Genomic DNA, 17,305 nt, shown 5'->3' with positions numbered 1-17,305 from the left:
AGCGTAATAACTCATGAGTGAAGAAGAGATTGAAGGTCAGGAGCAGGGCGGGGATGACTGGGGTGCAGCAATGGCTGAACAGGCTCAGTCTGAAGTCGCTGGTGCTGAGGGGCAGTCAGTAGATCTTGATGAGCTGCGTGATGACTCCTTACCCCTGAATAATCCAAGCCTGGATGTAGTGTTGGATATCCCGGTAAAGCTTTCTATGGAAGTAGGTCGGGCGGATATTCCTATTCGTAATCTGCTTCAGTTGAATCAGGGCTCGGTAGTAGAGCTGGATCGTGTCGCTGGTGAACCACTGGATGTGATGGTCAACGGTACCCTGATTGCGCATGGTGAAGTGGTTGTTGTGAATGATCGTTATGGTATTCGACTGACCGATGTGATCAGTCCTCAAGAACGTATTGAAAAGCTTCGTTGATGCGGTTTGAACTTAACTGTATGGCGGCTCTGAGTGGGCTTGCCAGTACACAAGCCTTTGCTACTGTGGCTTCAGGTGCGGTAGCTGCCAGACCGTTACCGGTTAATCCTGTCAGTGGTGGCTCTGTAATGCAGATGCTGGCCGGATTGATTCTGGTTGTTGCGCTGATTTTTTTCCTTGCCTGGGCACTTAAGCGATTTACCGGTCTGCCAGGGCAGCATAATTCTATGCGGGTTGTTGCTTCGTTGTCCTTATCTGCCAGGGAACGACTGGTGTTAGTGCAGGCGGGAGAGCAGCAGTTGTTGCTTGGTGTGGCGCCAGGTCGGGTTAATCTTATCGAAAAGTATGAGCAGCCGTTGATTGAGTCGGGGGCAGCAGCGGGGGATTTTGCCGCAAAGTTGCAGCAAGCGTTGAGTAATAAGGGGGCGAAGTGAACGGTTTGAATCGGTTGTTACTGTCCCTGCTCACTGGTTTGTTATTTGTCCTGCCGGGCTTAGTGCAAGCCGCTGACCCGGGTATCCCTGCGGTCACTCTGACCACCAATGCAGACGGTACAGCAGATTACAGTGTTACCATTCAGATCTTAGCATTGATGACGTTGCTGACATTCTTGCCAGCAATTCTGATGATGACCACTTCATTTGCCCGCATTATTATTGTTTTTGCGATTTTACGCCAGGCGTTAGGATTACAGCAGACTCCTTCAAACCAGATTATGGTTGGTTTAGCACTGTTTCTGACTCTGTTTATCATGTCGCCGATACTCGAAAAGGTAAATGAGCAGGCTATTCAGCCTTATCTTAATGAAGAGATAACCTCTATTGAGGCGGTGCAGTCTGCCGCAGTGCCTATGCGTGGCTTTATGCTGGCTCAAACCCGGGAGAATGACCTTAATCTGTTCATGAATATCTCCAGGACTGAAGCGGTTGCAACGCCGGATGATATTCCTTTTACTGTGTTAGTGCCTGCTTTTGTAACCAGTGAGCTTAAGACCGCTTTTCAAATTGGTTTTATGTTGTTTATTCCGTTTCTGGTTATAGATCTGGTGGTTGCCAGCGTTCTGATGGCAATGGGTATGATGATGTTGTCGCCGGTTATTATCTCTTTACCATTTAAGATTATGCTGTTTGTGTTAGTTGATGGCTGGGCTATGGTGATAGGAACGCTTGCGGGTAGTTTTGTAACTTAGTAGCTAAGTAAATTGGTAGCTTGGTATCTTAGGAGAACGAAATGACTCCGGAAATGGTTCTGGATCTGTTTGGTGAAGCGCTGTTTCTGATTGTTGTTCTGGTTGCAGTGATTGTATTGCCTTCGCTGACGGTTGGCTTAATAGTGTCAACTTTTCAGGCGGCAACTCAGATCAATGAACAGACTTTAAGCTTTTTGCCACGCTTACTGGTGACTCTGTTGACTATTATGTGGGCCGGCCCCTGGTTACTGGGGCGCTTAATGGATCACTTTAATAGTATCTTCGCTAATATTCCTCTCTTTCTGGGGTAGGTTGTGCTGGCCCTTTCTACACTGCAGATTGAGCAATGGGTCGCCCAGTTTCTTCTGCCGTTCTTTCGTATCGCTTCGTTTTTTATGGTTGTACCTATGATAGGTACCCGGCTAGTGCCGGCCCGGATTCGAATGGGCTTAGCATTAGCTATGACGGTTGTTTTGTTGCCGGTTTTGCCTGAGATGCCGGTGTTAGGTGGAATGTCGTTACAGACTTATATTCTGACCGCTGAGCAGATTTTGATCGGTACTGCGATGGCCTTTGTGGTGCAGGTGTTGTTTCAGGTCTTTGTGATGGGGGGGCAGATTATCTCATCTCAGATGGGTTTAGGATTCGCCTCGGTCAGTGACCCTGCTAACGGTGTTTCTGTGGTAGTTCTTTCACAGTTCTATCTGACCATGGTGATGCTGCTGTTTTTGGCTTTTAATGGTCACCTGGTTCTTTTTGAAGTGCTTGCCCGTAGTTTTTATGTATTGCCTGTTGCCGACGGTGGGTTGCCCGTTTCAAGTTATCTGGCAATGGCAAAATCGGGTAGTTGGATGATTTCTAGTTCATTACTCATGGCGCTGCCGGCCGTTACTGCGCTCTTGGTTATCAACTTTGCTTTTGGCGTGATGACTAAGGCTGCGCCACAGTTAAATATCTTTGCTATCGGTTTTCCTTTCACAATGATGATGGGATTGTTGATTACCTGGGTCAGCCTCGAAGGTTTTTTAGGGCAATATCAGCGTTTTACGTCGATCGCTTTAGACTATATTGATCAGATCCTTGGTATAGGGCTCTAAATATGGCTGAGGATAGCGGTCAGGAAAAAACAGAAGAGCCCACGGCCAAGCGTCTGCGTGACGCCAAAGAGAAAGGTGATGTCGCCCGCTCAAAGGAGTTGGCAACCACAATACTGTTGTTAGCAGCAGGCGGCGCCGCGTTGATATTTGGTGGTCTGGTGACCGATAAAATGGCCGGCATGATGCGCTATAACTTTGCTCTGGATCGGCAATCAGTGGTTGATCCTTCGTTGATGCTGGCTCATCTGGGGTATTCGTTATCTGAGGCGCTTCAGGCTTTCCTTGGCTTTTTTATGATTGTTCTTGTCGCTGCTATTGTTGGGCCTATAGCTCTGGGTGGTTGGAATCTGAGTGCTAAGTCGATGGCACCAAAGTTTAGTCGTATCGATCCTTTGGCAGGTATTAAGCGGATGGTGTCGCTTAAAGCGCTGATTGAGCTGTTTAAGGCGCTGGCAAAGTTTCTTGTCGTGGGCTCGCTCTCATTTTTTGTGCTGATGGCCTCAAAGGAGGCATTGTTTTCGTTAGGCTCGCAAGCGGTAGCACCTGCTATGTCCCATGCGACAGAGATTGTTATCTGGGCTTTTCTGATAATGAGCTCTACTCTTATTTTGATTGTGTTGGTAGATGTACCTTTTCAGATATACGACTATACAAAAAAACTGAAAATGACCCTTCAGGAAGTTAAAGATGAATTCAAAAATACAGAAGGTAAGCCTGAAGTAAAAGGTCGTATAAGACAGTTACAGCGCGAAATTTCACAGCGTCAGATGATGTCGGCGGTGCCTGATGCTGATGTTGTTATTACTAACCCTACCCATTACGCAGTCGCGTTGAAATATGATCAGTCTGGTGGTGGGGCGCCAATTATGGTGGCCAAAGGAGCGGACTTCGTTGCCCTTAAAATTCGTGAGATAGCCGTTGAGCATGATATAGCCGTGTTATCGTCACCCGCCTTAGCCCGGGCAATTTACTATTCCACTGAGTTAGACGATGAGATTCCTGCCGGGTTGTTTAAGGCTGTCGCTGAAGTACTGGCTTATGTCTTCCAGTTGCAGCGGCATAAGCAGCGTCAGGGGCCACGCCCCAAAGAGCTTGATGAAAACCCTGATATCCCTACTGAGTTCAGGCGAGATGACTAGGTAATGCAGTCTTTCGGATAACAGCTCTTTGATTTCATCCTGCCTGATAGTCTTTTGGCGGGATTCTTGCATTTTTACCCTAATAGCTCATTATGGTTGATAAAGCGTCAAAATTTTGATGTTTTGGTGCCGATTTAATGCTAATTTTGTGATTGACTTAATTAACCGTATTTCCTGATGTTTTTTTGACGCTTTAGTGTCAGTGTCCGGTATACAAACAGTGGTATCTGAGTGGACAGAGCGGCAATATACAACAACGTTCGCAGTGTAGGAAAAGGGAATTTAGGTATACCTTTTCTGCTGTTGGTGGTGCTGGCAATGGTTACATTGCCTATGCCACCCTTTCTTCTGGACGTGCTCTTTACCTTCAATATCGCGCTTTCTATCGTAGTCCTGCTGGTGTGTGTCTATTCTATGCGGCCGCTGGATTTTGCTGTTTTCCCGACAATTTTGCTTATAGCGACCCTGATGCGGTTGGCATTAAACGTTGCCTCGACGCGGGTCGTTCTACTCTACGGTCATGAGGGAGGGGATGCCGCCGGTAAGGTTATTGAAGCCTTTGGTGAAGTAGTTATCGGTGGTAATTATGTCGTAGGTCTGGTGGTCTTTCTGATTTTGGTAATTATTAACTTTGTCGTGGTTACCAAAGGTGCGGGACGTATATCTGAAGTAAGTGCTCGCTTTACACTGGATGCAATGCCGGGTAAGCAGATGGCGATTGATGCTGACCTTAATGCGGGATTGATTACCCAGGAGGATGCTAAGGATCGTCGTAAAGAGGTTACCCAGGAAGCTGATTTTTACGGCTCTATGGATGGTGCCAGTAAGTTTGTACGCGGTGATGCTGTTGCGGGTATTCTGATATTGGTGATTAATATCCTGGGTGGTCTGGGTATTGGTATGTTGCAGCATGATCTCTCATTTGATCTCGCTGCCCGTTATTATTCATTGCTAACCATCGGTGATGGTCTGGTGGCGCAGATTCCTTCATTGCTGCTTTCCACTGCCGCTGCAATTATGGTGACCCGGGTTAATGCCGCTCAGGATATGGGGCAGCAAATTATTGGTCAGTTATTTGGCGCACCGAAAGCGCTTGCGGTAGCGGCTGGTATTTTGTTCATTATGGGATCGATTCCAGGTATGCCCCATGTGGCATTCCTCTCGTTAGCAACGGTTGCGGGTGTCGGTGCATATTTTATTTATCAGAAAAACCTTGCCGAGGCTGCACAGAAAGCGGCGGTTGAAGCTGAACAGCCAAAACAGCCTGAGCCTGATCAGGATGTTAAAGAGTTGGATTGGGATGATGTAATGCCGGTTGATATGATCGGCCTTGAAGTAGGTTATCGCCTTATACCTATGGTGGATAAGCTTCAGGGCGGGCAGCTGTTAAGTCGAATCAAGGGGGTGCGTAAGAAGTTGTCTCAGGATTTGGGCTTTTTGGTTCCTTCTGTGCATATACGGGACAATCTGGATCTTATGCCGGGAGCTTATCGTATAACGCTGATGGGGGTTTCGGTCGGTGAGTCTGAGGTTTATCCGGATCGGGAATTGGCAATAAACCCCGGTCAGGTGTTTGGTGTACTAAAAGGTATTGAGGTAAAAGATCCTGCTTTTGGGTTGGATGCAGTTTGGGTTGAGCAGAGCCAGAAAGAACAGGCGCAAACCCTGGGTTATACCGTTGTAGATGCGGGTACAGTCGTAGCTACTCATCTGAATCAGATATTGCAGGCCCACTCCCATGAATTGCTGGGACATGATGAAGTCCAGAAATTATTGGATCTTTTGACAAAAACATCCCCCAAACTGGTAGAAGAGCTGATTCCAAATAGGCTTTCTGTGAGTACACTGTTGAAAGTACTGCAGAATTTGTTGATGGAGCAAGTGCCAGTCCGGGATTTCAGGACTATTACCGAGTCCCTGGCTGAGGCGGTGGCGCGAACTCAGGACCCGTTGGCTTTAACTGCAGCGGTAAGGGTGTCATTATCAAGAATGATTGTGCAGAACATAATCGGGGCTGATGATGAACTGCCGGTTATAACACTGGATCCTCAATTGGAACAGTTACTGTTGGGCTCGGTTCAGCAGGGCGACGGTGGTAGTGAAGGGTTGGTTATAGAACCGACAATGGCTGAGCGGCTGCAATCCTCTTTGGCGGGTGTTGCACAGCAGCAGGAAATAGCGGGTCGAGCATCAATCGTATTGGTTGCTGCGCCTATCAGACCGTTATTGGCCAAATTTGTACGCTATGGAGAGCATCAAATCAGTGTGCTTTCCTATCAGGAGATCCCGGAAAACAAACGGGTGACGATTATTGCAACAGTGGGTGGACAGAATCAGGCAAATGCCTGAACTGGGGATAAGTAGAAACGGTTATGAAGGTTAAACGCTTTTTTGCTCCGGATATGAGGCAAGCGATGCAGCGGGTCAGGGAAGAGATCGGTCCCGACGCTGTAATTGTGTCTAATCACCGTGTCGCAGGTGGTGTTGAAGTCGTTGCCGCCCATGAACATGAATATGAAGCTGCACAGCAGGAATTTAAGCGTAAGCGGGCGGCTGAAAAATCCAGAACGCCGAAACAGGGAAAGCTCAAAAGTAACCTTGCTGAAGAGTTGCGTAAGGCCCAGGCGCGTATTGCTACAGCTCAGGAAGGCGGGGTGGAGCCAAAGCAAAAAAACCGCCAGATGGGCGAAGATGATGCTGAGCTTAGTGATATTCTCGACACCCTGAAGCAACGGCAAAGAAGCCGGCCTTCTTCGGCAATGCGCGGCTTTGAACAGCCGCAGCGAATGGCTCAGCCTAAGCTCGATCCTTCTCGTCAGGAAGCGGTCCGAGCCCCTGTTAACGCTGATGCGAGTTTAGATGTGAAGTCAGGGATTGACGATGAACAACAGGTTATTCAGTCACTTCAGTCTGAGATAGAGTCATTAAAATCTGTGTTAAGCCGGCCTGAGGCAAGCGTTTCAACTTCTGATGAGGGGCGCTCCCGGCCTGTCCAGAGTGAAGAGCCGGTAGTGCCGGACAATCTGCGCCGGAGAAAACCAAAGCCGCGCCATGAACAGGCGGATTCGGCGGTGATTAAAGTGGAGCGCAGGCTGGAGCGTATTGGACTGGGTCCACAGCTTAGCCGGCATCTTTCCGCGACGGTTGATGATAATGATGAGCTGGATGATGCCTGGCGCACAGCTCTTACCCGGTTTAGCGACAATATACCTGTTATCGGTGAAGATTTTATCGAGCGCGGTGGCATGATCGCTTTTGTGGGGCCTACTGGCGTTGGTAAGACAACAACTATTGGTAAACTGGCTGCCCGGTATGTGCTTAAACATGGTAGTTCAAGCGTGGCGTTAGTGACGACCGATTCCTATCGGATTGCTGCTCATGAACAGCTACTTACTTTTGGCCGGATTCTTGATGTGCCAGTACGGGTAGTTGATGAAAACAATCCCCTTGAAGATGTATTACTCTCACTGAAAAGCAAACGACTGGTATTAATTGATACTGCCGGTATGAATGCACATGAACCTCATACTCAGGCGCAGCTGAGTATGCTGGATGATGTAACAGTGCGAATGAAAAAATTATTAGTACTGTCGTGTTCAAGTCAGCGTCATGTAATTGAAAGTGCATATGAAACTTATGCCCCGCTGGGGTTGAGTGGTTGCGTGTTAAGTAAGCTCGATGAATCCGGCAGTATTGGTGAGGCGTTAGATCTGATAGTTGAGAATGGCTTAGCTGTTAGTTACGTCACTGATGGGCAGCAAGTGCCGGATGATATTGATGTAGCGCATAAAAAAGATCTGGTCAGTCGGGCGGTGGTTACTGCACAAAAAGCGACCCGCAGTAAGCGGGTGTTTAATGAGCATCAGCAGGAGCGCTTGGCTAAAGATGAGCATTGGGAGAGTTGAGTGGCGTCTACAGGCAGGAATCGTTCATGAATAGCCCCCGGCCAGTTAAAGTAATTGCGGTCACCGGTGGTAAAGGTGGTGTTGGTAAAACTAATGTCTCGGTCAATATGAGTCTGGCGTTGGGCCAGATGGGGCATAGAGTTGTACTGATGGATGCTGATCTGGGGTTGGCGAATGTTGATGTGTTGCTGGGTGTTAAAGCGCAAAGGAATATTTCGGATGTGTTGTCGGGTGATTGTGGTCTGAAAGATCTGCTAATTAATGTCGATGAAAACGTTCAGATTGTTCCGGCTGCATCAGGAACGCAGGAGATGACTTCGCTTAGTGTGCATGAGCATTCTGAGCTGATACATGCGTTTAGTGAAATTGCAGATGATCTGGATGTGTTGGTTATCGATACCGCAGCGGGTATATCCGATGCGGTTGTCAGTTTTGTTAAAGCGGCGCAAGAGGTCGTTGTTGTGGTTTGTGATGAGCCAACTTCGATTACGGACGCCTACGCACTGATGAAACTGCTAAATCGTGATTATAAGATGACCCGGTTCAGGGTGTTGGCTAATATGGTTCGCTCCGAGCAGGAGGGGCGAAATATGTACAATAAGCTGCTGACAGTGACTGACAGGTTTCTCGATGTCACCCTTCAATACCTTGGGGCTATCCCTTATGATGAGTCCGTGCGAAAAGGGGTGCAGAAGCAACGCGCAGTATTAAAAGCCTTTCCTATGAGTAAGGCTTCGTTAGCATATAAGCAGTTGGCGACAAAAGTTGATGCCTGGCCTGTGCCGGTGAGTCCTCGTGGTCATCTGGAATTTTTCGTAGAACGTTTGGTCGGTGGCGCCTGAATTACCGGAGAGCAATAAAACCGTATGTATAATCAGCTTGAATTCAGATCCAGTCAGGAAATAGTTGAGCAGCATGGTGCGTTGGTAAAGCGTATCGCTCACCATTTGCTGGCCCGACTGCCGAATACCGTTGTACTGGACGACCTTATTCAGGCCGGTATGGTTGGCCTGCTCGAAGCTGCCAAAAAATATGATGCAAGTAAAGGCGCAAGTTTTGAAACTTATGCGGGTATTCGTATCCGGGGCTCAATTATTGATGAAGTTCGCCGGGGTGACTGGACACCACGTTCAGTGCATCGTAATGCCCGTAGGGTCTCCGAGGCTGTTCAGGCTGTTGAGGCACGCATCGGTCGAGATGCCCAAGATGGGGAGATTGCAGCTGAACTTAATATCAGTGTCACTGAATATCATGCATTATTAAAAGACTCTGCTGAAAGTCGGTTGTTTAGTTTCGATAAACTGACAGGGCCGCAAGATGAAGGGCCGGGTGAGGCTATCGCAGGAAGTGAGCCTGATCCCTCAGAAGAGTTTGAGCAAAAAGATTTTATTAAGGCGATCGCGAATCAGATTCAGGGATTGCCAGAACGTGAAAAACTAGTGCTGTCGCTTTATTACGATGAAGAGTTAAATCTGAAAGAGATAGGTCAGATTTTAGGCGTTAGTGAATCACGGGTAAGTCAGATCCATAGTCAGGCTGCGTTACGTTTGCGTAGTCGTTTAAAAGATTGGCGTTAGGTAGCGGAATGTAGTTTTTATATCCCGCCTACGTCATAGATGTTGTTAGGAGGGGTTGTCTTGAATAAAGACATGAAGATTCTGGTTGTAGATGATTTCTCAACGATGCGCCGGATTATTAAAAACCTGTTACGTGATTTAGGTTTTACAAATATCGTTGAAGCCGATGATGGCGTAACTGCTTTGCCTATTTTGAAGTCAGGCAGTATTGATTTTTTGGTTACTGATTGGAATATGCCAAAAATGACCGGCTTTGATCTTCTTAAAACTGTCCGCGCAGATCCTGAATTGCGCCATATTCCTATCCTTATGGTTACTGCCGAAGCCAAGCGTGAGCAAATCATTGCGGCCGCGCAGGCTGGTGTGAATGGCTATATCATTAAGCCTTTCACCGCTGGCGTGTTAAAAGAGAAAATCGATAAGATCTTTGAGCGCCTGCAGGGCTAGGAGGCTTAGATGGCTGATTACGATGTTTCTCAGGGTAGTGGTTATTTTGAAAAACAGCTTCAGGAGCAGGCTGAACAACTTGTAGAGCTGATAAAGCAAGGTGATATGTCAACAGCGATGTTGCGTATTCAACAGCTAAATGAGTTACGTCACCAGACCTTGTATCATGAAGTGGGGTGTCTGACCCGGGCAGTTCACAACGCTATTATCTCTTTTACCGATGATGTTAGTTCTACGGAGTTATTGCTCGATTCAAAACATCATATCGCCTCCATCTCTGATGCCAGCGACCGTCTTTCTTATGTTATTGAATTGACCGAAAGCAATGCTCACACGACGATTGATGAGGTTGATGAGTCGCTTCGTTTGGTTGAACAACTTGAACTGGGTTTTGCAAGAAGACAGTTGTTGATGGATGAGTTCGCCAAGTTAAAACGAGGCTCACCTGAGCTTGAACAACTGTATGATAAAGCAGTGGCTTTTTCAGAAGATCATTCAGATGCTCTGAGTGAAATAAAAGAGCGGCTGAAGAAAATCATGGTCGCTCAGGAATATCAGGATATAACCGGTCAGTTGATTAAGCGAGTTATTCAACTTGTGTCGGATATTGAGTCTGAACTGGTTGGCTTGATGGAAGTGGCGGCCCGGGTGAACAGCCTTGGAGCGATAGGGCAGCCTTCTATACAGAAAAAACAGCACTCTGCTGTTTCTGAAGTAAAGGCTGAAGGGCCCCAGATAGCAGGCAAAAATCAAACTCAAGTTGCTTCTAATCAGGATGAGGTTGATGACCTTCTATCCACTCTCGGTTTTTAATGGGTGAAATGCATGTCCTTAAACGTTGATCAGGAGATACTGGAAGACTTTCTGGTAGAGGCTGGCGAGATTCTGGAACAGCTATCAGAACAGTTGGTTGACCTTGAACAGAATCCTTCAGACCGTGAATTGCTGAACGCTATTTTCAGAGGGTTTCACACTGTAAAAGGTGGTGCTGGTTTTCTGCAGCTCGATCCTATGGTCGATTGTTGCCATAGTGCTGAAAACTTGTTCGACCAGCTACGAAATAATGCGCTGCAGGTTTCTTCTGGTTTGATGGATCTGGTGCTTCAGGCACTTGATAGCGTTAATTCAATGTTTGAAACGGTACGAAATGGCGCTTTTCCAGAAGTGGCTGATCCTCAGCTTATACAATCGCTTAATGTAATGGCTTCAGGACAGGCTCCGGCTCCCCAGCCTGCGGTTATAGTTCCTGAACCAATACTTGCTTCTACCAATTGCAGTACTGTTGACGATGCTTCGGTCAGTGCTGAGTTTGATCTGCTTGTCGCTGATCTTAATGACTCTCCTATCGAGATGACGCCTGTTAGTGATTTGATAACCGAGGATGAATTTGAAGACCTGCTGGATGAACTCCATGGTAGTAGTGCGCCAGGAATCAGTTCGGTGTCATTAGCAGAGTCTGCGGTTGAAACGGTCGTTACACCTGCGCCTGCAGCGATACTTTCAACTACGTCTGATCTTATCACCGAAGATGAATTTGATGATTTACTAGATGAGTTACATGGGCCTTCTGGTGCTCCAGGGCTAGGCGGGGGAGAGCCTTCAGCCAGTGTTGCGGATGCGGAGTTTGATAGTCTGTTGGGCAATACGCCCCTGAATGAGAAGAAAGTTGAAATGCTGGTGGGTTCAGAGTTGATCACCGACGATGAATTTGAAAATTTAATGGATGATCTTCAGGCTCAGGGGAAAGGTGCCTTTTCAGCTGAAGTTATTGCAGCGCCAGTCAAAAAACCGTCAGAGTCGGTTAAAGAGACTGCGGTAAAATCGGCTCCGGTTACGGCTAAGCCTGAGAAAAAGCAGAAGAAATCTGCTGAGGTTGCAGGAGAATCCCGAAAAGCGGTTGCCGAAACGAATGTCCGAGTGGATACACGTTTATTAGACCAAATTATGAATATGGTCGGTGAGCTAGTGTTGGCGCGTAATCGTCTGCTGCGTCTTGGCGCCGATAATGAAGATGGCGAAATGAATAAGGCGCTGGGCGCGCTGGATATGGTGACCGCTGACCTGCAAATGTCAGTGATGAAAACCCGGATGCAACCGGTTAAGAAGGTGTTTGGTCGTTTTCCCCGTCTGGTGCGGGATCTTTCCCGGCAGCTCGATAAAGAGGTGCGCTTAGAGTTAAAGGGAGAAGAAACCGATCTGGATAAAAATCTGGTTGAAGCCCTGGCTGATCCTTTGATTCACCTGGTTAGAAATGCGATAGATCATGGTATCGAAACGCCAGATGTCAGGCAGCGGAACGGCAAGCCCCGGCAGGGTAATGTGCTGCTCTCAGCAGAACAGGAAGGTGACCATATTCTGCTGGTAATAGAAGATGATGGCGCCGGTATGGATCCGGAAAAGCTACGTCAGTTGGCGATAGATCGTGAAATGATGGAGCCTGATGCGGCCGCCCGATTGACTGATCAGGAGTGTTTTAATCTGATCTTTGCTGCAGGCTTCTCGACTAAAAAGCAGATATCTGATGTTTCAGGCCGCGGTGTGGGTATGGATGTGGTGAAAACCAAAATTACTCAGCTGAATGGCAAACTTGAAATTGATTCGGTCCTGGGCCAAGGCTCTAAGATTGAGATTCAGGTCCCCTTGACGCTGGCTATTATGCCGACGCTGATGGTGCTGCTTGAGGGGCAGGCATTTGCTCTGCCACTGGTTAATGTTAATGAGATATTTAATCTCGATCTGACTCAGATAAACGTTGTTGATAATCAGCAAGTGATTATTGTTCGGGACAAAGCGATGCCACTGTTTCATCTTAAACGCTGGCTGATGAACGGTTTTGAAAATGAGCCTTTACCGGAAAGTGGGCATGTAGTGATCGCTAATATCGGGACAATGCAGATCGCCTTTGTTGTGGATCAGCTGGTCGGGCAGGAGGAAGTCGTGATTAAGCCTCTGGGCTCAGCATTGCATGGTACTCCGGGGCTCTCAGGTGCAACTATTACCGGGGACGGACGTATTGCCCTTATTCTGGATATTCCTAGTCTACTAAAAACTTATGCAGCCTGATAATCACATTGCGTTGTTAATACTACCCTGGAGGGCGCTATGCCAGTTCGGGTCTTAATTGTTGATGACTCAGTTTTTTTTCGAAATCGAATAAGTCTGATTTTGAAATCTCATCCGGGCATCGAAGTGATCGATGTGGCAAAAAATGGTGTTGAAGCGGTTGAAAAAGTTCAACGGTTGCATCCGGATGTTGTAACCATGGATGTTGAAATGCCAGAGATGGATGGCATTACTGCGCTAAAACAGATAATGATTAAAGCGCCCTGTCAGGTGCTGATGTTATCTTCTCTGACCCGGCGAAGTGCGGTGACTACTCTGGAAGCGCTAGAGTGTGGTGCGGCCGATTATATGGAGAAAGATGCCCGGCTTTGGGTGGCTCAAGCAGAAAAAACAGGCGCATTGTTAACAGATAAGGTCCTGGCGTTGGGCAGTAAGAAAGCAGCCTGCTCTCTGCGCTCAGTAGTGTCAGCGGATAATGCTTACAGCAAGGCAAAGACGGCAACCGTTGCTCTTTCACGTCATCAAAGTTATACCAAAAAAGTTGTTAAACCCGATTGTCGGATTTTGACAATTGGCTCCTCCACCGGCGGCCCTGCAGCGTTGCAGGAAATTTTACCGGAGATGAAAGCGGACTTTCCTGCTCCGATATTGCTTACCCAGCATATGCCTAAAACCTTTACTTCGGTGTTTGCCAAGCGTTTGAACGACCTTTGTCAGATTCAGGTAAAAGAAGCAGAAGATGGTGATCACCTTATGCCAGGTCATGCTTATCTGGCGCCGGGTGGTCAGCAGATGATACTCGATCCCGGTGATCCTAAGCGCTTAAAAGTTAGAGAAAGTGATGATCGTATTAATTATAAGCCTTCTGTTGATCTTACCTTTGCATCGGTTGCAAAAGCCTATGGCAACCATGCGTTTGGTCTGGTGCTGACAGGTATGGGGTCCGATGGTTGTGATGGTGCCCGGGTTCTCAAAAAAGTGGGTGCGACTGTCTGGGCACAGGATCAGGCCAGCTGTACTATTTTTGGTATGCCGAAAGCGGTAATCACAGCAGGTCTTGCTGATGAGGTGCTGGGTTTGCAAGAGTTAAAAAATATTCTTGGGCGGTGGTCCAAATGAACCTGATTAGTCTGAGTGGTATATTGCTGGCGGTGACAGCCGTAGTAGGTGGAAATTACCTGGAAGGAGGATCGATAGAGGAGTTGTTCAATCTTCCTGCTTTGCTTATCGTGCTGGGCGGCACTATGGCTGCGGTCTTTGTACAATCAACCTCTGAAGAACTGGGTCGATCGTTCAGGCTTGCGTTAGCTGTATTTGGACGGCCACAGGTTGATTTTATGGAAGGTATTAACCAGATAGTAAGCTGGTGCGTGGTGGCACGACGTAAAGGTCTGTTAGCGTTAGAAGATGATATCAAAGATCATGAAGACGGCTTTGTTAAAAACGGACTGCAACTGTTGGTAGATGGACGTTCGCCTGATGTTATTCGCGCCACCCTTGAAACTGAATTGATCAGCCGCGAACACCGTGATCTTCAGGCCGCTAAGGTGATGGAAAGCATGGGTGGGTATGCACCAACCATGGGAATTATTGGTGCCGTTCTGGGCTTAGTGCATGTGATGAGTAACCTGGCCAATCCCGCGAGTTTAGGTGCGGGAATAGCCACGGCTTTTGTGGCTACTATTTATGGTGTGGCGTTTGCGAATCTGCTTTTCTTACCTGTCGCGAGTAAGATTCGCAGTATGGTATTGCAACGTTTTTATTATCAGGAAATGATGCTGGAAGGATTGCTGTCTATAGCTGAAGGGCAAAACCCACGAATTATTCAGCTGCGCTTACAGGGATACCTGGAACAGGGGCGCTGAGATGCCCAGACGTCGGGTTGAAGAAACGGATCTCCATTCGCAAAGATGGGTCGTGTCCTATGCTGATTTCATCACTCTGCTGTTTGCTTTTTTCGTTGTAATGTATGCAATATCCTCGGTAAATGAAGAGAAGTACAAGCAGGTTGCTGAATCTTTGTCGGGTGTTTTTTCAGGCCCTGAAGGTGATGCAGAGCGACCGATAGACGGTGAGACTGAAACCGATCCTGCGGGTATTGGTGTTTACCGGGGCGGCGAAGCCGACAGTAATGTACCAACAGTCACTATTGTGCCACCGAGGCCTGAAAATAGTGCTGTGCTCAACGATATTGGTGAGCAGATGAATGTTCAGTTCAAAAAACTGATCAGCAATGGGCATGTGGCCGTGCAGAGTAATAATCTGTGGGTTGCGTTAGAGTTAGGTGCCAACCTGCTTTATCCGGAAGGTGGTGCGTTACCAGCAATAACATCTGACCCCGTGTTTGAGCGGATCGCTAGAATTCTTAAGCAATATGATAATCCGATCCATGTCGAGGGATACACGGATAATCAGTTTATATCCACTGATCAGTTTCCATCTAACTGGGAGTTGTCTGCAGCACGTGCTGCGGGTATTGTCCGTATATTAGAAATGAATGGTGTGCCGCCTCAACGTATGGCTGCAGTGGGTTTCGGTGAATATCAGCCTAAGTCTGATAACGGCTCTGAAGTAGGTCGAATGGTGAATCGTCGCATCGTTATTGTAGTTACCCGGGATCGGAAAACTCAGCGCGTTGTCTCAGCATTTGGTAGTGAACAGGTCAGTGAAGATGCGGTAAGTGGTATTCTAACTGAAACCAGTTTGCCAGAATCGGTTATAGAGTCTGTTGAAAAAGAAGATGGCAGTATTGTATTTCAACGTAAAGATCAGACTCAGCCGGTCGATGTTAATACATTAAGAAATGCGGAAAACTTTATGCCACTGACAGAGGGGACGCCTGAATAATGCAGGTATGGGCTGTTGCGAATCAAAAAGGTGGTGTGGGTAAGACGACAACGACTGTTGCCCTGGCAGGGTTACTGGCGGACGCGGGTCAGCGTGTGCTGGTGGTGGATCTTGATCCTCATGGTTCAATGACCAGCTATTTCAGGTATGACCCTGATGAGCTGGAACATAGTGTTTATGATCTTTTTCAACCGGATTCTGAGCTTGATATGAAGATGGTTGAGCTATTGTTAATGCCGACATCAAACCCTCAGATTGATATCATTCCGGCGACGACTTCGATCGCAACGCTTGAACGTAAGGCGGTTGGCCAGGAGGGTATGGGCCTGCAAATAGCTAAGGCATTACGCCTGGTAAAAGACCGGTATGATTATGTGGTAATTGATAGCCCGCCAGTATTGGGGGTGTTAATGATCAATGCGTTGGCTGCCTGTGGTCATTTGTTAGTGCCGGTGCAGACGGAGTTTCTTGCGTTAAAGGGGCTGGAGAGGATGCTGCGGACAATAAAAATGATCAACAGGGCTCGAAAACGCCAGCTGACTTATACCCTGATTCCAACGTTCTACGATCGTACGATACCGGCCTCGGTAAATTGTCTCCGAGAGCTACATCAGCGTTTTGCTGAAAACATGTCGACTGCCGTTGTGCCGGTCGATAGCAAGTTTATTACGGCCAGTGCTCAGGGTATTACACCCTCAGAGATGGACTTAAGTAGTCCGGGTGTTCAGGCATATATCAGGATTCTACGTGGCCTGGCGGAGCGAGGCAGACGATGAGTGAGCAGATATTGAATCGACAGCAGCAGCTTGTTAAAGATTATCTCGATAATCTTTTAGCAAATAAGGCTGAGGATTATAGTGTTGAAGCTGCCCTGGCCGATGCTAGTGCCAATACTGAAACGGTGATTGAAACCCCTTTAAGTGCAGCAGAACTACCTAAAACCGGGCCGGATATTGAAGAGTTTGATCTTGAAGATCTGGAAATAACGCTGGACCTGCCCGAAGACGAAATTGAAGCTATTCAGCCAGAGCCAGAGCCAGAGCCAGAGCCAGAGCCAGAGCCAGAGCCAGAGCCAGAGCCAGAGCCAGAGCCAGAGCCAGAGCCAGAGCCAGAACCCGAGCTAAATCAAGCGCCGGTAGTCGAGCCTTTGAAATGCCTGATCGTAAAGATGCATGGTATAAAACTAGCCTTGCCAATCAAGTATCTTCAGGGAGCGCGATATCTGAACGCGCTAAGCCTGGATATTAGTGGTGGAGCGGATTGGGTGTTAGGAAGTTATGAAGATGGTGGGCTGAATAATCTGGTCATCGATACCGGTTTATGGATTATCCCTGAGCGTTACGAACATGATTTGGCTGGTTATGAGCAAATCGTAAAACTTCGTGATAGCAATAAAGCCTTGGCTATTGATTCGATGGAAGGGTCTCAGGTAATAGAAGAGAGCCAGATTACATGGAATAATAATCCTAAGAATCGTCCCTGGTTGCTGGGAACCTGTATGAAGTTTCAGTGTGCTGTGGTAAATATACCAGCATTGCTGCAAAGCCTGGATAATGCGCCTGAAATGGCCTGAATTGTCTTTGCCGTGATTAGGCTTAGACGAACTAAAAAGGAATCAAC

The 17,305-nt window shown here is 47.6% G+C and carries 18 protein-coding genes; all 18 read left to right on the top strand.

Going from position 1 to position 17,305, the window contains the following annotated elements:
* The first annotated feature begins 13 nt into the window (after window positions 1–13).
* The 18 genes from fliN (at window position 14) to EHS89_RS21245 (ending at window position 17,258) form a co-directional block, all read left to right on the top strand.
* The gene (gene fliN, locus EHS89_RS10285) at window positions 14–421 is read left to right on the top strand and encodes a flagellar motor switch protein FliN (protein WP_124926066.1); all 408 of its coding nucleotides are present in this window, start codon (window positions 14–16) and stop codon (window positions 419–421) included.
* Window positions 421–855 (top strand): flagellar biosynthetic protein FliO, encoded by a 435-nt coding sequence (gene fliO, locus EHS89_RS10280; RefSeq protein WP_211340320.1) that lies wholly within the window; start codon window positions 421–423, stop codon window positions 853–855. The genes fliN and fliO overlap by 1 nt, the downstream gene beginning before the upstream one ends.
* A 5-nt stretch (window positions 856–860) precedes the next feature.
* On the top strand, window positions 861–1,610 hold the full coding sequence (fliP, locus tag EHS89_RS10275) for a flagellar type III secretion system pore protein FliP (protein WP_211340327.1): 750 nt from the start codon (window positions 861–863) through the stop codon (window positions 1,608–1,610).
* 41 nt (window positions 1,611–1,651) lie between these two features.
* Complete coding sequence (gene fliQ / locus EHS89_RS10270; RefSeq protein WP_124926065.1) at window positions 1,652–1,921, top strand: flagellar biosynthesis protein FliQ; 270 nt, start codon at window positions 1,652–1,654, stop codon at window positions 1,919–1,921.
* 3 nt (window positions 1,922–1,924) lie between these two features.
* Window positions 1,925–2,707 (top strand): flagellar biosynthetic protein FliR, encoded by a 783-nt coding sequence (gene fliR / locus EHS89_RS10265; RefSeq protein WP_124926064.1) that lies wholly within the window; start codon window positions 1,925–1,927, stop codon window positions 2,705–2,707.
* Window positions 2,708–2,709: 2 nt separating this feature from the next.
* Window positions 2,710–3,846: a flagellar biosynthesis protein FlhB gene (flhB, locus tag EHS89_RS10260; RefSeq protein WP_124926063.1), complete on the top strand. Its 1,137-nt coding sequence runs from the start codon at window positions 2,710–2,712 to the stop codon at window positions 3,844–3,846.
* 231 nt (window positions 3,847–4,077) lie between these two features.
* Window positions 4,078–6,195: a flagellar biosynthesis protein FlhA gene (gene flhA / locus EHS89_RS10255; RefSeq protein ID WP_124926062.1), complete on the top strand. Its 2,118-nt coding sequence runs from the start codon at window positions 4,078–4,080 to the stop codon at window positions 6,193–6,195.
* A gap of 23 nt (window positions 6,196–6,218) precedes the next feature.
* The gene (gene flhF / locus EHS89_RS10250; protein WP_124926061.1) at window positions 6,219–7,751 is read left to right on the top strand and encodes a flagellar biosynthesis GTPase FlhF; all 1,533 of its coding nucleotides are present in this window, start codon (window positions 6,219–6,221) and stop codon (window positions 7,749–7,751) included.
* A 26-nt stretch (window positions 7,752–7,777) separates the two neighbouring features.
* A complete protein-coding gene (locus EHS89_RS10245) occupies window positions 7,778–8,593 on the top strand; it encodes a MinD/ParA family protein (RefSeq protein ID WP_124926060.1) in 816 nt (271 codons plus the stop codon).
* Between the two features lie 24 nt (window positions 8,594–8,617).
* Entirely contained in the window at window positions 8,618–9,328 is a 711-nt protein-coding gene (locus tag EHS89_RS10240; RefSeq protein ID WP_124926059.1) for an RNA polymerase sigma factor FliA, read from the top strand.
* Window positions 9,329–9,400: 72 nt separating this feature from the next.
* The gene (locus EHS89_RS10235) at window positions 9,401–9,775 is read left to right on the top strand and encodes a chemotaxis response regulator CheY (protein ID WP_444541816.1); all 375 of its coding nucleotides are present in this window, start codon (window positions 9,401–9,403) and stop codon (window positions 9,773–9,775) included.
* A 9-nt stretch (window positions 9,776–9,784) separates the two neighbouring features.
* Window positions 9,785–10,588, top strand: a complete 804-nt coding sequence (locus EHS89_RS10230) for a protein phosphatase CheZ (protein WP_124926057.1) — start codon at window positions 9,785–9,787, stop codon at window positions 10,586–10,588.
* Window positions 10,589–10,600: 12 nt separating this feature from the next.
* Entirely contained in the window at window positions 10,601–12,838 is a 2,238-nt protein-coding gene (locus EHS89_RS10225) for a chemotaxis protein CheA (RefSeq protein ID WP_124926056.1), read from the top strand.
* A 39-nt stretch (window positions 12,839–12,877) separates the two neighbouring features.
* Window positions 12,878–13,957 carry a protein-glutamate methylesterase/protein-glutamine glutaminase gene (locus tag EHS89_RS10220; protein ID WP_124926055.1) on the top strand — a complete coding sequence of 360 codons (1,080 nt, stop codon included), beginning with the start codon at window positions 12,878–12,880 and terminating at the stop codon, window positions 13,955–13,957.
* On the top strand, window positions 13,954–14,703 hold the full coding sequence (locus EHS89_RS10215) for a flagellar motor protein (protein WP_124926054.1): 750 nt from the start codon (window positions 13,954–13,956) through the stop codon (window positions 14,701–14,703). The genes EHS89_RS10220 and EHS89_RS10215 overlap by 4 nt, the downstream gene beginning before the upstream one ends.
* 1 nt (window position 14,704) lies before the next feature.
* The gene (locus tag EHS89_RS10210) at window positions 14,705–15,685 is read left to right on the top strand and encodes a flagellar motor protein MotB (protein WP_124926053.1); all 981 of its coding nucleotides are present in this window, start codon (window positions 14,705–14,707) and stop codon (window positions 15,683–15,685) included.
* Window positions 15,685–16,461 (top strand): ParA family protein, encoded by a 777-nt coding sequence (locus EHS89_RS10205; RefSeq protein WP_124926052.1) that lies wholly within the window; start codon window positions 15,685–15,687, stop codon window positions 16,459–16,461. The genes EHS89_RS10210 and EHS89_RS10205 overlap by 1 nt, the downstream gene beginning before the upstream one ends.
* Window positions 16,458–17,258 (top strand): hypothetical protein, encoded by an 801-nt coding sequence (locus EHS89_RS21245; protein WP_188885264.1) that lies wholly within the window; start codon window positions 16,458–16,460, stop codon window positions 17,256–17,258. Before EHS89_RS10205 ends, EHS89_RS21245 begins: the two co-directional genes overlap by 4 nt.
* Window positions 17,259–17,305: the final 47 nt, after the last annotated feature.

The organism is Amphritea balenae, from assembly GCF_003858655.1.
Taxonomy (GTDB): domain Bacteria; phylum Pseudomonadota; class Gammaproteobacteria; order Pseudomonadales; family Balneatricaceae; genus Amphritea; species Amphritea balenae.
This window is presented reverse-complemented; position numbering and strand designations above follow the sequence as displayed.

Coding starts and splice junctions, on each gene's coding strand:
- fliN (WP_124926066.1), top strand. CDS start 14: ATGAGTGAAGAAGAGATTGAAGGTCAGGAGCAGGGCGGGGATGACTGG.
- fliO (WP_211340320.1), top strand. CDS start 421: ATGCGGTTTGAACTTAACTGTATGGCGGCTCTGAGTGGGCTTGCCAGT.
- fliQ (WP_124926065.1), top strand. CDS start 1,652: ATGACTCCGGAAATGGTTCTGGATCTGTTTGGTGAAGCGCTGTTTCTG.
- flhB (WP_124926063.1), top strand. CDS start 2,710: ATGGCTGAGGATAGCGGTCAGGAAAAAACAGAAGAGCCCACGGCCAAG.
- flhF (WP_124926061.1), top strand. CDS start 6,219: ATGAAGGTTAAACGCTTTTTTGCTCCGGATATGAGGCAAGCGATGCAG.
- EHS89_RS10245 (WP_124926060.1), top strand. CDS start 7,778: ATGAATAGCCCCCGGCCAGTTAAAGTAATTGCGGTCACCGGTGGTAAA.
- EHS89_RS10240 (WP_124926059.1), top strand. CDS start 8,618: ATGTATAATCAGCTTGAATTCAGATCCAGTCAGGAAATAGTTGAGCAG.
- EHS89_RS10235 (WP_444541816.1), top strand. CDS start 9,401: ATGAAGATTCTGGTTGTAGATGATTTCTCAACGATGCGCCGGATTATT.
- EHS89_RS10230 (WP_124926057.1), top strand. CDS start 9,785: ATGGCTGATTACGATGTTTCTCAGGGTAGTGGTTATTTTGAAAAACAG.
- EHS89_RS10225 (WP_124926056.1), top strand. CDS start 10,601: ATGTCCTTAAACGTTGATCAGGAGATACTGGAAGACTTTCTGGTAGAG.
- EHS89_RS10220 (WP_124926055.1), top strand. CDS start 12,878: ATGCCAGTTCGGGTCTTAATTGTTGATGACTCAGTTTTTTTTCGAAAT.
- EHS89_RS10215 (WP_124926054.1), top strand. CDS start 13,954: ATGAACCTGATTAGTCTGAGTGGTATATTGCTGGCGGTGACAGCCGTA.
- EHS89_RS10210 (WP_124926053.1), top strand. CDS start 14,705: ATGCCCAGACGTCGGGTTGAAGAAACGGATCTCCATTCGCAAAGATGG.
- EHS89_RS10205 (WP_124926052.1), top strand. CDS start 15,685: ATGCAGGTATGGGCTGTTGCGAATCAAAAAGGTGGTGTGGGTAAGACG.
- EHS89_RS21245 (WP_188885264.1), top strand. CDS start 16,458: ATGAGTGAGCAGATATTGAATCGACAGCAGCAGCTTGTTAAAGATTAT.